This window comes from Bacteroides hominis, from assembly GCF_033042785.2.
GTDB lineage: Bacteria > Bacteroidota > Bacteroidia > Bacteroidales > Bacteroidaceae > Bacteroides > Bacteroides hominis.
Genome location: NZ_CP178829.1, coordinates 149,428 through 164,363, shown reverse-complemented (window position 1 = coordinate 164,363; position 14,936 = coordinate 149,428). Strand labels below are relative to the sequence as shown.

The 14,936-nt window shown below is 44.5% G+C and carries 15 protein-coding genes; 3 read left to right on the top strand and 12 right to left on the bottom strand.

Going from position 1 to position 14,936, the window contains the following annotated elements:
- Positions 1 to 73: 73 nt before the first annotated feature.
- From R3O62_RS00775 to R3O62_RS00735, 9 genes are all read right to left on the bottom strand, one after another.
- A complete protein-coding gene (locus R3O62_RS00775; RefSeq protein ID WP_005781592.1) occupies positions 74 to 847 on the bottom strand; it encodes a prephenate dehydrogenase in 774 nt (257 codons plus the stop codon).
- 15 nt (positions 848 to 862) lie between these two features.
- Positions 863 to 1,924 carry a bifunctional 3-deoxy-7-phosphoheptulonate synthase/chorismate mutase type II gene (locus R3O62_RS00770; RefSeq protein ID WP_005808636.1) on the bottom strand — a complete coding sequence of 354 codons (1,062 nt, stop codon included), beginning with the start codon at positions 1,922 to 1,924 and terminating at the stop codon, positions 863 to 865.
- A gap of 22 nt (positions 1,925 to 1,946) precedes the next feature.
- On the bottom strand, positions 1,947 to 3,131 hold the full coding sequence (locus tag R3O62_RS00765) for a pyridoxal phosphate-dependent aminotransferase (protein ID WP_005781588.1): 1,185 nt from the start codon (positions 3,129 to 3,131) through the stop codon (positions 1,947 to 1,949).
- Positions 3,106 to 3,951: a prephenate dehydratase gene (locus tag R3O62_RS00760; protein ID WP_005781586.1), complete on the bottom strand. Its 846-nt coding sequence runs from the start codon at positions 3,949 to 3,951 to the stop codon at positions 3,106 to 3,108. Before R3O62_RS00760 ends, R3O62_RS00765 begins: the two co-directional genes overlap by 26 nt.
- Before the next feature lie 313 nt (positions 3,952 to 4,264).
- Positions 4,265 to 5,227: a tetratricopeptide repeat protein gene (locus R3O62_RS00755; RefSeq protein WP_317473049.1), complete on the bottom strand. Its 963-nt coding sequence runs from the start codon at positions 5,225 to 5,227 to the stop codon at positions 4,265 to 4,267.
- Between the two features lie 62 nt (positions 5,228 to 5,289).
- Complete coding sequence (locus R3O62_RS00750; RefSeq protein ID WP_032541139.1) at positions 5,290 to 7,194, bottom strand: RecQ family ATP-dependent DNA helicase; 1,905 nt, start codon at positions 7,192 to 7,194, stop codon at positions 5,290 to 5,292.
- Positions 7,191 to 8,909: a single-stranded-DNA-specific exonuclease RecJ gene (gene recJ, locus R3O62_RS00745; protein ID WP_005808615.1), complete on the bottom strand. Its 1,719-nt coding sequence runs from the start codon at positions 8,907 to 8,909 to the stop codon at positions 7,191 to 7,193. The genes R3O62_RS00750 and recJ overlap by 4 nt, the downstream gene beginning before the upstream one ends.
- 329 nt (positions 8,910 to 9,238) lie before the next feature.
- On the bottom strand, positions 9,239 to 10,045 hold the full coding sequence (locus R3O62_RS00740) for a KilA-N domain-containing protein (protein WP_032531397.1): 807 nt from the start codon (positions 10,043 to 10,045) through the stop codon (positions 9,239 to 9,241).
- A 74-nt stretch (positions 10,046 to 10,119) separates the two neighbouring features.
- Positions 10,120 to 10,365, bottom strand: coding sequence for a hypothetical protein (locus R3O62_RS00735; RefSeq protein WP_137568974.1), 246 nt, complete (start codon positions 10,363 to 10,365; stop codon positions 10,120 to 10,122).
- A gap of 85 nt (positions 10,366 to 10,450) precedes the next feature.
- On the opposite strand from R3O62_RS00735, the gene R3O62_RS00730 reads away from it, so the two are divergent.
- Entirely contained in the window at positions 10,451 to 11,023 is a 573-nt protein-coding gene (locus R3O62_RS00730) for a DNA-3-methyladenine glycosylase I (RefSeq protein ID WP_220391273.1), read from the top strand.
- Positions 11,024 to 11,351: 328 nt separating this feature from the next.
- Here the strand turns inward: R3O62_RS00730 and R3O62_RS00725 are convergent, their stop codons facing one another.
- The 3 genes from R3O62_RS00725 to R3O62_RS00715 all read right to left on the bottom strand — a co-directional run bounded on the left by R3O62_RS00725 (position 11,352) and on the right by R3O62_RS00715 (position 12,979).
- Entirely contained in the window at positions 11,352 to 12,185 is an 834-nt protein-coding gene (locus R3O62_RS00725) for a DUF4373 domain-containing protein (RefSeq protein WP_186993753.1), read from the bottom strand.
- A gap of 141 nt (positions 12,186 to 12,326) precedes the next feature.
- Positions 12,327 to 12,674 carry an SH3 beta-barrel fold-containing protein gene (locus tag R3O62_RS00720; RefSeq protein ID WP_186993752.1) on the bottom strand — a complete coding sequence of 116 codons (348 nt, stop codon included), beginning with the start codon at positions 12,672 to 12,674 and terminating at the stop codon, positions 12,327 to 12,329.
- Positions 12,675 to 12,745: 71 nt separating this feature from the next.
- Positions 12,746 to 12,979, bottom strand: coding sequence for a hypothetical protein (locus R3O62_RS00715; RefSeq protein ID WP_032531393.1), 234 nt, complete (start codon positions 12,977 to 12,979; stop codon positions 12,746 to 12,748).
- Between the two features lie 779 nt (positions 12,980 to 13,758).
- Here R3O62_RS00715 and updY point away from each other — a divergent pair.
- Both updY and R3O62_RS00705 read left to right on the top strand, forming a co-directional pair.
- Complete coding sequence (gene updY / locus R3O62_RS00710) at positions 13,759 to 14,298, top strand: capsular polysaccharide transcription antiterminator UpdY (protein WP_005781567.1); 540 nt, start codon at positions 13,759 to 13,761, stop codon at positions 14,296 to 14,298.
- A 58-nt stretch (positions 14,299 to 14,356) separates the two neighbouring features.
- Positions 14,357 to 14,839, top strand: coding sequence for a UpxZ family transcription anti-terminator antagonist (locus R3O62_RS00705; RefSeq protein ID WP_317473075.1), 483 nt, complete (start codon positions 14,357 to 14,359; stop codon positions 14,837 to 14,839).
- Positions 14,840 to 14,936 lie beyond the last annotated feature (97 nt).

Genomic DNA, 14,936 nt, shown 5'->3' with positions numbered 1-14,936 from the left:
TTATTGACTATCAATATTCTTATTTTGTGATAATCCGTGTAATCTGTGGTGAAAAGGGTTTTGATACAATCCCTTATTTAATCTTTTCCCGTATCTTCGTCAGATACTTTTTCATTCCTTCCGCATCTTTACTCGTGATAATTTCAAGCAACTGTTTCAGCTCTGTGCGGATGTTCTCTACCTGTGACGGCGTGCGCGGATTGAACAGGATTTCCTGCAATAAGTAATCATCTTCGCTCAAAAGCCCTTTTGCAATAGCCATGTGCTTCTTGAATGTGGTTCCCGGTGCCTCTTGGTGTTTCATGACAGCTGCGAAAACAAACGTCGAAACAAACGGGATGGACAAGGAGTAAGCCACTGTTTCATCATGCTCGTCGAAGGTATACTCAAAAATATTCAGGTTCAGGCTATTGTATAAGTCTTTAAAGAATACTTTCCCCAAATGATCGCTCTCACTGATGATGATGGCACTTTCGCTGCTCAGATTGCTCAGACTGGCAAAAGTAGGGCCAAACATCGGGTGAGTGGAGACATAACGGAATCCGCTTTCTTCGTAGAACTTCTTCAGTCCGGTTTTCACCGAAGCGATATCACTCAGGATACAGTCTTTGGGCAAAACAGGCAGAATTTTGCGGAAAGCGTCCAGCGTATACTTCACTGTGGCAGCATTGATCACCAGTTCCGGTTCGAACTCCTTGATCTCCTCCAATGTTGTGAAGCGATACGTGTTGTACACGAACCGAAGCTGATGCGGGTTGACGTCGAACACGGCCGTCTCGTGCTGGAAACTTAGTATGTCAGTAAAGAAGGAGCCCATCTTGCCGGCTCCCAAAATTAGAATTCGCATAATATGAATGATTTGCTATTTATTGATAATCTCCATCTGTTGACGAACCGATTCTTCGTGGATGGCTTCGAAGATCACTTTCACAAACTCTGCACTCATGCCGCACTGTTCGCCCTGGGCACCGCGTTTCTCAAGAATCTCGTTATAACGTCCGGTCTGAAGCACTGTGATGTCGTGTTCTTTTTTGTAAGTACCGATCTCACGTGCTACGCGCATGCGTTTTGACAGTTCCTGAATGATGTTATCATCGCATTCGTCAATCTGTTTACGCAGTACGTTCAGGTTCTCCGTTGTCTGTGTCTCTTTACGGATGACGAGCAGGTTGAGGATGTAGTCCAGTACGTCCGGAGTCACTTGTTGTGAAGCGTCGCTCCATGCACAGTCCGGGTTACAGTGACTTTCCACTATCAGTCCGTCGAAGTTCAGGTCCATGGCCTGCTGGCAGAGAGGAGCTACCAGTTCGCGCTTTCCGCCGATGTGGCTCGGGTCGCAGAAGATAGGCAGTTCGGGGATGCGGCGGCGCAACTCGATAGGAATGTGCCATTGCGGCAGGTTGCGGTACAGCTTCTTGTCGTAGCTGCTGAAGCCGCGATGAATGGCTCCCAGACGTTTCAGTCCGGCATTGTTGATACGTTCCAGAGCACCGATCCATAATTCCAGATCCGGATTTACCGGGTTCTTCACCAGCACAGGGATGTCTACACCTTTCAGTGCATCGGCTATTTCCTGTACGGCAAAAGGATTGGCAGTGGTACGTGCTCCTACCCAGAGTACGTCGATACCCGCTTTCAGGCATTCGTACACATGTTTGGCTGTAGCCACTTCGGTAGATACGTACATGCCGGTCTCTTTCTTCACCTCTTTCAGCCAGGCGAGGCCTTCTACGCCGATACCTTCGAAACCTCCCGGTTTGGTGCGCGGTTTCCAGATTCCCGCACGGAAGATTTTTACTCCTTTGGCTGCCAGTTGTGTGGCGGTTGACATTACTTGCTCTTCTGTTTCGGCACTGCAAGGGCCGGCTATCACCATCGGGCGTTTATCTTCCACGCCCGGCAATAAGATTGATTCGAGTTCCATATCGATCTAATTCGTTTAGTTGTTATTTCATTATTGATTTGATTCTTTCCAGCGCTTCTGCTAACTTGGCGTCTTTGCAGCAGAGAGAGATGCGGATGTATCTCGCTCCGTTGCTTCCGAAAATAAATCCCGGAGTGATGAAGACGCGTGCCTCCTGCAGCACTTTCTCTGTCAGTTCTTCTACATCGGCGCAACTTGCGGGGATTTTTCCCCAGAGAAACATGCCCACTTGCTTTTCGTCGTACGTACATCCTAACGTTTTCATAATCTCTCCGGCCAGGTGGCGGCGGTTCCGGTAGTTGACATTGTTGCCTTCATACCACTCTGCATCCGCTTCGAGTGCTTTGGCAGCTGCCAGTTGCATGGCACGGAACATTCCGCTGTCGATATTGCTTTTCACCTTCAGAATCCATTGTACAAACTCTGCGTTCGAAGCTAACATACCGATACGCCATCCCGGCATATTGTGACTTTTACTCATGGAGTTGAATTCGATACAGCATTCTTTGGCGCCCGGAACACTCAGGATACTGATCGGCTTATCGTTCAGGATAAAGCTGTACGGATTGTCGTTCACAATCACGATGTTCTTGCGGCGGGCAAACTCCACCAGGCGTTCGTAAAGTTCCGGTGTGGCATTGGCACCGGTCGGCATATTCGGATAGTTGGTCCACATCAGTTTCACGCGGCTCAGATCCATCTTTTCCAGTTCATCGAAGTCCGGCATCCATCCGTCCTCTTCTTTGAGGTTATAGTTCACCACCTCGGCACCCAGTATTTTGCTTAACGAAGTGTAGGTGGGATATCCCGGATTGGGTACCAGTACCTGTTCTCCCGGATTGACAAAAGCGAGTGTCACGTGCAAGATGCCCTCTTTCGATCCGATCAGCGGCTGAATTTCTGTTGCCGGATTCAGTTCCACTCCATACCAGCGTTTATACCAGTCGGCAAAACCCTTGCGAAGTTCCGGTATGCCCACATACGGTTGATAGCCGTGTCCGTTCGGGTCGTGAGCATTGTTACACAGCGTTTCGATGGTCTGCTCCGAAGGGGGCATGTCCGGGCTTCCGATTCCCAGGCTGATTACGTCTTTACCTTCTGCGTTCATCCGTGCCACTTCTTTCAGTTTCTTCGAAAAGTAGTATTCGCTTACACCGCCCAGTCTGTCGGCCGGCGCTACTTTATACGTTTGATTTTCCTTCTGCATATTCGCCTAATATTTTAAGTTCTTTCGTCAATGGAGTGATTGCTGTAATCGATTGTTTGTATCTCAGGTAATCGTTGAAAGCCACATCTACGTAGAACTGGTATTCCCATTCCCGTCCGATGATAGGGAGCGATTGTATTTTTGTTAAGTTGATATTGTAAAAAGATAAGATAGACAGAACCTGTGAGAGGCTTCCTTCGGAGTGGGGGAGAGTGAAAACGATGTTTGCTTTGTTGAGAACGGTGTTTTGTTTTCGTATCTCGTCCACCTGCCATGGATCTGCCACTACCAGAAAACGGGTGAAATTATGTTTGTTCGTTTCTATGCCTTCCTGCAGTACCTTCATTCCGTACCGTTCGGCGGCGGCATGTGAGCAGATGGCGGCATGTCCTTTCAGGTTTTCCCGTTTGATGATTTCAGCACTCAAGGCCGTATCTTCAGCTTCTACCACTTTGATACGCGGGTGTTGGTTCAGGAATTCCCGGCATTGCATCAGGGCGATCGGGTGTGAGTTCACTTCGGTGATGTCATTCCAGTCCTCTTCGGGCAGGCAAACGAAGCTGTGCGAAATGCGTAATTTGTATTCGCCGATAATCTGCGTGCCGCTTTGGCGCAACAGTTCGTTGTTGTGCAGCAGGCTTCCTGCAATCGTGTTTTCAATGGCCAGCATCCCGATTGTCTGACTATCTTTCCGGATGGCAGCAAACACATCTTCAAAGTTGGCGCAACAGATTAACTCTATTTCTTCCCCTTCGAAGTACTTGTGTGCGGCTATATCGTGATACGAGCCCAGTGTTCCTTGAATTGCTATTCTTTTCATTCCTAATTGAGTATATGGTATAAAAAAATCCCGCGTCCATGTCGGAGCGGGATTCATATTATTAGTTTCTCTTAATCTCAGTTCTTAAGCACCCTGTCACTTGATACATACAAACTCCCGCTCTACTTTCTGGCTAAAGTAAAAGTAAAAAAAGAAGTAATATGTAAAAGTGAATACGTTCATAACGTTTTGCTTTATTTCTTTGTTTCAGGGGACAAAAGTAATACTTTTCTTTTAAATGCAAGCAAAAAGCCACTTTTTTTTCATGTTTTCTTGCTTTTGCAGTATTAAACCGTCCTATGCAGCGGGCGGATTACAATCCCAATATGTTTGGAGTAGTCTCTGCCTGCTGATTATTGAACTGTCCGTTCAGGTTCTCCCCCTCTTTCGGGTTCAGTTCCAGCGATTTCTTCATATCTTCTACTGAGCCTTCTTTGTCACCGTTCAGCAGTTTGGCACGTCCTCTTTCGTGGTAGGCCGCAGCAAAGTTCGGATTCAGGTCTATTGCTTCATCGAACAGTTCGATAGCCGCAGACAGTTTCTTCTGTGTAATGAACAATTGTCCCAGATATAGATAGGCCTGTTCGTTGAAAGGGTTCATTTCCGTCACACTGAGGTAATCGTTTTCCGCTTCTTCCTGCTTTCCGGTGGCTTCTTTTATTTTGCCACGTAACAGGAGGGCAGCTTCTTCGTCCGGATTCTGCGCAAGTATGGCTTCAATATCTTCCATAGCCTCTGCGAATTGCTGCATTTTGTACAGTGCTTCGGCACGGAGCAGCCGTGCTTCCGTGAAATCATCTTTCAGCACAATGGCCTTTGTCAGATGGGTAATGGTCATTATTCCGTTATCCAATCCATGATTGGCTTTACCTAACAGGTAGTGTGCCATTGCGTTACCCTCTTCCAATGCGATGGCCTTCTGGGCAGCATCGGCCATTTCCTGATAATTTTCTTGCATGAAGCACAGATTGGCCAGCGTCAGGTACGTGCTCGTCAGTTCCGGTTCCAATGCAATCATACGTTCCAGCAGTTCATGTGCTTTCACGAACTCTCCGGTCTGCATGTAAATCTGGCTCAGATAGTTCAGTGTTTCGAAATCCTCTTCGATGGCCAGAGCTTCGTTGAAGCATTTAATGGCATAGTCCGGGCGTCCCATACGTTGAGCACGCAGGCCGTCATATTTAAATATCTCAAAGTTCTTTTTGGCGTTTTTCTGTTTTTCCTCCTCAGGGTTTTCTGTTTTACCTGAGAAAAAAGATTTAAAGAAGTTTGGCATGATCGATGTTTTTTTAGTTTGGTTGCAAATGTAGTAATTTCATCACATACCCTTACTGCTTTTCAGGAAGTTTTTTCGGTGAGCAACCCGTTCTCTGAACTTAGCAAGCCCTCGTCCAGCATAAACCGTACCACTTCGCCCAACTGTTCTTTATCTGTATTTATGTGCGAAGCTATCTCTGCCGGAGTCATCGGGTGTTCTTTCAGCAGGGTCGTTATTTGTTCCTTTAGTTCGTCGAAGCTGCTTTGTGGCACGTCCGGTTGTGTGCGGTGGCTGAGGCAGACATCACATTGTCCGCAGTTGTGTTCGTTCTTCTCTCCGAAGTAGCGGAGCAACATCCGGCTGCGGCAGACATTCTCTGAAGTAACATACTCCACCATGGCATGAATACGTTTCTCGTAGCGCTCTTTCCTTTCTTCGTATACCGCCCGGGGAATCTGCAGATAATGCAAATCTACCCGTTCGCGCGTATATATAATGTAAGGTGTCTTTTTATGCGGAATGTAGTCGACGATACGGCGCTTGCTCAGCATCACCAGCAAGTCGTAAATCTGCTGCCGGGTCAGTCCTGTGCGTACCGACAACGTTTGTTCGCTGATGTAGGCATAGTCTGTAAAGACACCCGTGTAAGATCGCAGAATCATTTGTATCAGTTTCTCCGCAGGCTCACCCATCTCGCGGAGTTTATACAACTCATCCCGGCGGATCGTGAAGATGATTCGTGAAGCATTGTCCTGTTCGTCGGTATATTCCAGGTATCCGGCCTGTGTGAGTATCTTCAGAGCACTGTCGGCAGGTACGGGGAAGTATTTGAATTTGCGGCAAAACTCTTCCAGACTGAAGTCATACATACATCCCAGTCCGTCGCCCATCGCCATTTGATAGTGGTATTGCAGATGTTCGTACACATCTTTTATATAATCCTTATCCGGAAAGGTATCCGCAATACGTTTGTTGAGTGTCGTTTTATCCGATTTTGCGTAGAGTATGACTGCGTATGCTTTCTGACCGTCACGCCCTGCCCGTCCGGCTTCCTGGAAATAAGCTTCGGGGGAGTCGGGGAGGTCCAGATGGATCACGATGCGTACATCCGGTTTGTCAATACCCATACCAAACGCATTGGTGGCTACTATCACCCGGCTCTCACCGTTTTGCCATCGTTTCTGGCGGAGATCTTTGGTTGCATTGTCTAATCCTGCATGATAAAAGTCGGCAGTGATTCCTTCATTTACCAGTAGCTCGGTGGTCTCTTTGGTTTTCCGCCGACTGCGTACGTATACGATTGCACTGCCCTGTATCCGGTTCAGGATGTGAAGCAATTCTCCGTTTTTATTATCGGTGGAGCGGACAATGTATGCCAAGTTTTTCCGTTCGAAACTCATACGGAATACATTTTCCCGGCGGAAGTGGAGACGTTCCTGTATGTCTTTCACCACTTCGGGGGTGGCGGTAGCGGTCAGTGCCAGCACCGGAGCATCCGGCACCAGTTCTCTGATATCTGCTATTTTCAGGTAGGCCGGACGAAAGTCATATCCCCATTGCGAGATGCAATGGCTTTCGTCCACGGTGATCATGCTGATTTTCATTGACCGGAGTTTGGCCCGGAAAATTTCCGTATCCAGTCGTTCGGGAGAGATATAGAGAAACTTATAGTCTCCGAAGATACAGTTCTCTAATGCCACTACAATCTCTTGCCGTGTCATTCCGGAATAGATGGCTACCGCTTTGATTCCGCGTTTTTTCAGGTTCTGCACCTGATCTTTCATTAAGGCGATCAGTGGAGTGATGACAATGCACAATCCCTCTTTGGCAAGGGCAGGAACCTGAAAGGTGATTGACTTTCCGCCTCCGGTGGGCATCAGTCCCAGTGTGTCTTTGCCATTGCCAATGCTGGTTATGATGTCCTCCTGCAAATCGCGGAAGGAATCATAACCCCAGTATTGTTTTAAAATCTCTTGGTAAGTCACTCTATCGGCATGATATCTTCAATCTGCAACTGTACTTCCCCTCGTTTGTGGGTGTTCTCCTCAATGGTGTAGCAGATATCAAATGAGCGTTTGGTTTTGATGTATCTTACGTGCGAACTTTGTCCGAAAGCGATTCCGTTCATCACGTTGTTCGATTTGTTATCTACCAGTTCCAGCTTGATATGTTCCTGATCGCGTCCGACCACTTTGCTTGTTCCATAATCGTACACGTGGTGTGTGCAGAACACCGGTTTCTGGTTGTCGGGACCGAACGGGTTGAATCGTTTCAATTCATTGAAGAACTTCGGAGTGATGTCTTTAAAGTCTATTTCGGCATCGATGTCGATCACTGCACTGGTCTGTTCAGGCAGTATGTGTTCCGACACGAAACTTTCGAATCGTTCGGTGAATGCCTGTACGTTTTCCACTTTCATCGAGAGTCCGGCAGCATAGGTATGCCCTCCGAAGTTTTCGAGCAAGTCGCGGCAATGCTCAATAGCTTTGTAAACATCGAAGCCGGATACCGAACGTGCCGAACCTGTCGCCATGTCATCTGTCCGCGTCAATACCACTGCCGGACGATAGTAAATTTCTGTCAACCGTGAGGCTACGATTCCGATCACTCCTTTATGCCAGTCTTCATTGTAAAGCACTATCGAACGGCGATCCACTAATCCTTCCAGCTCGGCTACAATCTTATTGGCCTCTTCCGTCATGCTTTTATCCAGATCCTTCCGGGTTTCATTGTATTGGTTGATTTGTCCGGCTTTCTCAAGTGCTGCCGAGAAATCCTTTTCAATCAACAGGTCTACAGCCTCTTTCCCGTTCTGTATACGTCCGGAAGCGTTGATACGCGGACCTATTTTGAATACAATGTCGCTCACCGTAATTTCTTTCTCCGATAATCCGCATACATCGATAATCGCTTTCAGCCCTACGCTCGGATTGCTGTTCAGCTGTTTCAGTCCATGATAGGCTAAGATACGGTTTTCGCCCATGATCGGTACAATATCCGATGCAATGCTTACAGCGGTCAGGTCGAGCAACGGAATCAGATGATGAAACTCGATGCCGTTACTGATGGCAAAAGCCTGCATGAATTTGAACCCCACGCCACATCCCGAAAGATGGGTGTATGGGTATGTATTATCCAGTCGTTTGGCATTCAGAATGGCAACGGCCGGCGGCAATACATCGTCCGGTACATGATGGTCGCAGATGATGAAGTCAATTCCCTTCTCTTTGGCATACGTAATCTCCTCCACTGCTTTAATTCCGCAGTCCAGCACAATGATAAGTCCCACTCCTGTCTCTGCGGCATAGTCAACTCCTTTTTTGGAAATTCCGTATCCTTCGTTGTAACGGTCGGGGATGTAATAGTCAAGGTTCGAGTAGAACTGTTGAATGAACTTGTAGACCAGTGCCACAGCGGTGGTACCGTCCACATCGTAATCTCCATAAATCAGAATGCGCTCTTTCTTTCCCATTGCCATGTTCAGGCGTTCCACTGCTATGTCCATATCCTTCATCAGGAATGGATCATGCAAATCGGGCAATTGTGGACGGAAGAATTTCTTGGCATCCTGTGCCTTTGTAATTCCCCTTTGCACCAAAAGTTGTCCCAGGACCGGGCTAATACCCAGTTCCTGAGCCAGTGCCCGGCTTGTCTCTGCCTGTTCTTGTGTAATGGGTCGATAATTCCATTTGTGATTCATTTTATATATTGTTTTTTCTTTTTATCTGTTCTCAGATGCCGGAAGTGCATAACTTTCCAACAAGCTGTAAAAGTACGAAAAAAACCGGAAGTGAGGGGTATATACTGAAAAAAATAATTGCCATTGTCTGAGATACAAAATACTATTTGCGCACATTTTAGAAAGATATTACCGGGACTTCGAGGCTTTTATACCGATATGGGCGAGATGTCCGGGCATTCATACGCCTTGGAAAAGAGAAGTGATGCAGGAATTGTCCGAAAGCCAAATACAAATCGGCTGGGGCAACAATGCGTTGGAGCAGTTGTCCGATTGTCTTTCATAATTCTTTATTTCAACAGCTTACGATTCCGATTATTACCATTTTCCAATATGCTCATTTGATGGATAGCTATTTGGTTTAGCTTAACAAGACGTTCCCTTTGTGTCATATTCTGTTCGATAAACACAGCATTTAGATTCTCCATATTCGACAAACAGATAAGTTCATTGATAGTAGCATAATCACGGATATTTCCTTTCAGCTCGGGATTCGCTTCTCTCCATTGTTTTGCTGTCATACCAAACATTGCCACGTTCAGCACGTCGGCTTCATTGGCATAAATAATGCTTGCTTGTATCGGTGTGACTTCCATTGGAATAAGGTTTTGCTTTATGGCATCAGTATGTATGCGGTAGTTGATTTTCGACAATTCACGTTTCGCTGACCAACCGAGCAGCCTTTGTTCTTCTGTCTTTAGCCGCTGATACTCCTTAACAAGAAGTAATTGGAATTTAGGAGAAATCCACATACCAAAATGATATGCTATATCCCGATGTGCATATGTACCGCCGTAGCGACCAGCCTTAGAATGAATCCCGATTGCACTAGTCCGTTCTATCCACGTTTTCACCGAAAGTACAAAATTATTGCTTCCTGCCGCATTTTTAATTGTACCGAATTCGGTACAATTAAAATCGGGATTATACAACATTTCCCATTCGCCAAGATACTCGATAGTGCTTTTAAGGCTAAGCCAACGGAAGATAATATGCTCTTGCAGTTGGCTTCTTGCCATGTCTGTAAGGCTGATGTAGTCTTCTTCATTGTACTTGACAACGCTAATATCTGTATTTTGAACGGTAATTTTTGCCATTGTAATTGATGCATTGAGTTTCAATCACAAAGGTCGCTATAATTTGTGAGACTGCATCCTTTTTAATGGACTATTTACAAAGATAGGATGCCGTTTTTTCGATAGTAGGCATTATTTTCCGAATAATTGTTATACCTTTGTAAATGCAAAGAGTTATTTGACAGTATAGCACCGTGAATCGCTGAAAATTGCATGGCTGCTAAATCGTTACCTCTATATCTCAAATGCTCCGTTAAAAGTTTATTCGGTTGAGTCCGAATCCCCGTGCCATTTGCACCTGCTTGTCTGACAAGTGATGCCTCTTTTGAGCTGTCAGCCATTTTTCAATTTGTAAATATCACAAATATGGTTCGTTTATTCCAGAGATTTCTGTAAGTTTGTATCGTACTATTAAGTGTTATGATTATGCAAGATATAATAAACGGACGTTGCGGTTGGTGCGGGAGTGACGAACTGTATGTGAAGTACCATGATCAAGAGTGGGGGAAATTGGTGACCGATGACAAGACGCTGTTTGAGTTTCTTGTATTGGAGAGTGCTCAGGCTGGCTTGAGTTGGATAACCATCCTTAAGAAACGTGAGGGGTATCGCAAAGCCTTTTGCAATTTCGATGCTGAGTCGGTGGCACAAATGACCGATGAAGATGTTGAACGGTTGATGCACTTTGATGGCATTGTGAAAAACCGTCTGAAAATCAAATCGACAATCACAAATGCAAGGTCATTTCTCGCCGTACAAAAGGAGTTCGGTAGTTTTTATAACTATACACTGTCATTCTTTCCCGACAGAAAACCAATAGTCAACAGTTTTCAGTCATTAAGTGAGATTCCGGTATCATCTCCCGAATCTGATGCCATGAGCAAGGATATGAAAAAACGGGGATTTAAATTCTTCGGAACTACGATTTGTTACGCCCACTTGCAGGCCTCCGGATTTATTAATGATCATCTGGCGGATTGCATCTGCTGGAAGAGGTAAATAGCAATATAACTATGTACAGTGGGAGAGGATATCTTATGCCTTTTGCCCGTTAACATTGTTAATGCCATTTTCCGATGGTTTTGTTCTTGTCTGCAAATAACAAGTCTTTTGCATTTAAAGAATTTGTTATTTGCAGACGAAAAACGAACTTTAACTCTGTGTTAAAACAAAGCTTTTACTGACAGATATTTTGTACTTTGAATATCTTGTTTTTCAGTTTGTTAAGTTCGATCTTCACTTCTTAGCCTTACTGAAGGTCTTTGCGGGCTATAACTGATATACTTGCTTTTTTATCAACTATAAACAGAGATCTTGCACTATCCGTTTATTTCCTTTTTGCCTTATTCAGTGCCGCAATCAGATACCTTCCTTTCGTCCCAATGTCACTCCAGCAAGTGTTGGCAATCAGCCGCCACACCGTTGTTCCCTTTCTTCCATAGTCCGACAGCCTGAGAATGGCGTTTACTTCGCTCACCTCGTTTATTCCCAATCTTTTCAGCGTGTCCGTCAGTCCCGGATAATTGTGCGTCATCGTATTGAAAGCGTATCCCGGTATCGGGAGAGAAGCAGAATCCTCCTTCCTTTCTTCCTCCTTCCCCTTGGGGGGAGCTGAGGGGGGAAATTCTTTATTTTCCTCTTCTTTATTTTCTTTTACTTTACTTTGTCCGGAATTGCATGCATTTTTTGCGTTAACGGCTACATCATGTACTACATTTCCCGGATTAACGGTTACATTTTCACCTTCCGGCGCTTCATCTTCCTGCAGAGTCAAGTTTTTCACCAGCAGATAGGACAATGCTTTCAGATCCCTTTTTCTTCGCTTTGTCGCCTCCATCCATACCTTCTGTATGTTTGCCGAAGTCAGTATTCCGTTTTCCAGATAACTGTTTCTATCCAATATTCCTTTGATGAACAGGATTTCAATGATCCCCTGTACCTCCTTGGCTTGCACCTCTCTTCCCGCCTTGTTGGCAAAGATCAGACACTGTTCTTCATCCCAACGGATGAAGTATCCCTCCTTGTATATTTTGCACAGCAGTTTCAGTACGATTGCCGGGCCTTTTATTCCATATTTTGCTTCTATCACTTCCATTGCGTTCTCTTCCATGAAGTTTACGCCTACCGGGAAATAGTTGATCCCGTCGTATGCTATTGCCATATTGTTTTTATAGATTAGTTGTTTTTTTATCTGTAATACTTTTATCACAAATTACCCCGGATTCCCAAAGATGTTTTCATTTGATTCCTCAAAATATAAATAATTCATCTGTGAAAATCCGTGTAATCTGTGGTGTCCACCCTATACGATCGGTCTCCACTCCATGAAGTTCTCCACCTGGAATGTTGTCCATCGCTGTTCGTCCACATTCCAGTAGACTACGGCGCCTTCTATTTTTGTGGGATCATACTTCTTGTGGAATTCCGCTTCATAGTAGATTAGTGTCGCTTTCACCAGCTTGAAATCTCCGTTCTGTTTTCGGTAAGCCAACGTCGCATGCCCGTATAGCATATGATCTAATAACGCTTCCAATCGTTCCGCCATCCATTCTGCACAGGACTCTGTGTATCCTTTTTCGAAGATGATGCGTCTTTTCCATTTCAGTCTCAGTGATTCGCTTTGTGAGGCGTGTCTTTTTCTCTTTTTCATATTCCTATGATTTAAAAGGTTAATAAATAGATTGTTGCCTCAAAGATAAGTCGGTCCGGACGTACTCCGGTTCAATAAAATTCATTGTATGTATTTCGGCGGTTGATCTTCGGTTTCGTATTTTCCTTTTCTACCTCTTTCCACAGGTTATTTATATAAGTCTTGATTGTGCTATAATCCAGTGGTTTGAATACTCCACCTCTGAGCTTTCCGAAGAGCTCTTTTTCATAAATGTAGCGTGTTAGTGAAGCCTGACATGTATTGATGTTTTGTAGCTTTGCATCTATGATATAGGATCTTATCAACGCTTTTATGATCCCTTCATTGTTGGAGATAATCCCTTGTATCGGTACTCCCTTTTTTCTTCCTCTTGTTTCTATAACTGTTTCTGTTATAGTTGATTGTGTCTTCTTATTGGCGTTTTTTTACACTTTTGTTCATGACTTGAGATAATACCTTTTCTTTCTTCATTGGATGATTTATTTAGTTAATATTTAAATGAAGTTAATATGTTGCAAAGGTAGAAAGGAATCTGTCAGTGAACAAGTAAATGTGAAATTAAAGGGGAAATGAATACTCTTCTATAATTTAATTATTTGATATACAATGTCGTATTGGCTAAAAAGATAAGTGTTTCAATAAACGTTCGTTTAATTGAACGCAAAGATAGAGGGTATTTTTAGAACTACAAAATGTTTAATAAAAAAAATGATTTTGCTCTTTTAATTGTTGTCTTAATATGCTAAACAATAGGTGTTTATGAATTAATAAAAAACGGCTTATTATCTGTCTGATTTTGTTTTCTGCCCTCTTCTGATTTATATACAAAAATCATGTGTTTTTAAACGAACGTCTATTGAAACATTTCTGCTTCATAATACGCTTGTTTACAAAATCTAAGATCAAAAATTCCCTGCTTCTTTATGAAGATGGCCTTTTTTGCTCTGAATCCCTTTTCAAACCGTCTCTCCTGCGATAGGGGAGTACCTGATGAAATGATATACGCTACAAGGCAAATAACAGAATTAGCAAACTTGACCGGAAGGTATTTCACTACCCCGGTGTCCCCCAATCATATCCTTTCGTGAACAACAGCATTGATAAATCCTGGTACGCCCTTCGTATCACCTATAGCCGTGAGCTTGCCTTTAAGGAATACCTGGACTCCCGTGGAGTGAAGAATTTCCTTCCCATGCGCTACGAATACGTATTCCGTGGTGAGCGTAAGATCCGCAAACTGGTTCCTGTTGTTCACAACCTGGTTTTTGTTTATGCCACCCGCAGTGAAGTTGACGAAATGAAATCCACTGTCGGCGCTTCTCTTCCCATTCGTTATATCATGGACCGTGAGACCCGTCAGCCCATTACCATTCCTGAAGTTCAGATGCGTAGTTTTATTGCTGTTGCCGGTAATTACGATGAACAGGTTGTTTATCTGGATCCTTCCACCGTTTCCATGAAGAAGGGAGACCGTGTCCGTGTCACCGGTGGCATCTTTGAGGGTGTCGAGGGTGAGTTTGTCCGTATTAAAGGTGACCGTCGTGTGGTGGTTTCCATCCAGGGGGTTATGGCAGTTGCCACTGCTTTCATTCATCCCTCTTTAATCGAGCTAATAAAGAATTAAAAACTCAGTGAACTCTGTGCCCTCTGTGGTACATATTCCAATACGTAAATAAATCACCATGTTGTCTTTGCAATCAGAAATCGATTCTTTGTGCGCCGTTTCGCACGAACTTCTCTATTTAGGTTTGGATGGCGAACCCATCTACTCCGACCGTTTCCGCCAATTGAATACGGATGTGTATCATCGTTGTGAGCATCTTTTCGGTTCACATGGACGTACCCTCGAAGAGGAAGCTTCTCTTTGTATCGCTTTGTTGACCGGCTATAATGCTACCATTTATAATCACGGTGATAAGGAAGATAAAATCCAGTCGGTTCTCAATCGTAGTTGGGATATCTTGGATACACTTCCCGCCTCGCTTTTGAAATGCCGTTTGTTGGTAGCCTGTTACGCCGAGGTCTTTGACGAAGAGTTGGCGGCGGAGGCACACGTAATAATAGACGGTTGGAAGGATCGGGAATTGACGAGGGAAGAGTTTGAGATTGTAGAGCATTTAAAGAGTTTGGAGGAAAATCCGTATCCGAATATGGATATGGAATAATATCACTTGTGAAGTATTTATCTCGTTTAATAGTGAAGTCACTTATTGGCTGAGGCCTCGCCGGTAATGATTTGTCTATATAATAAACTTTGTTACT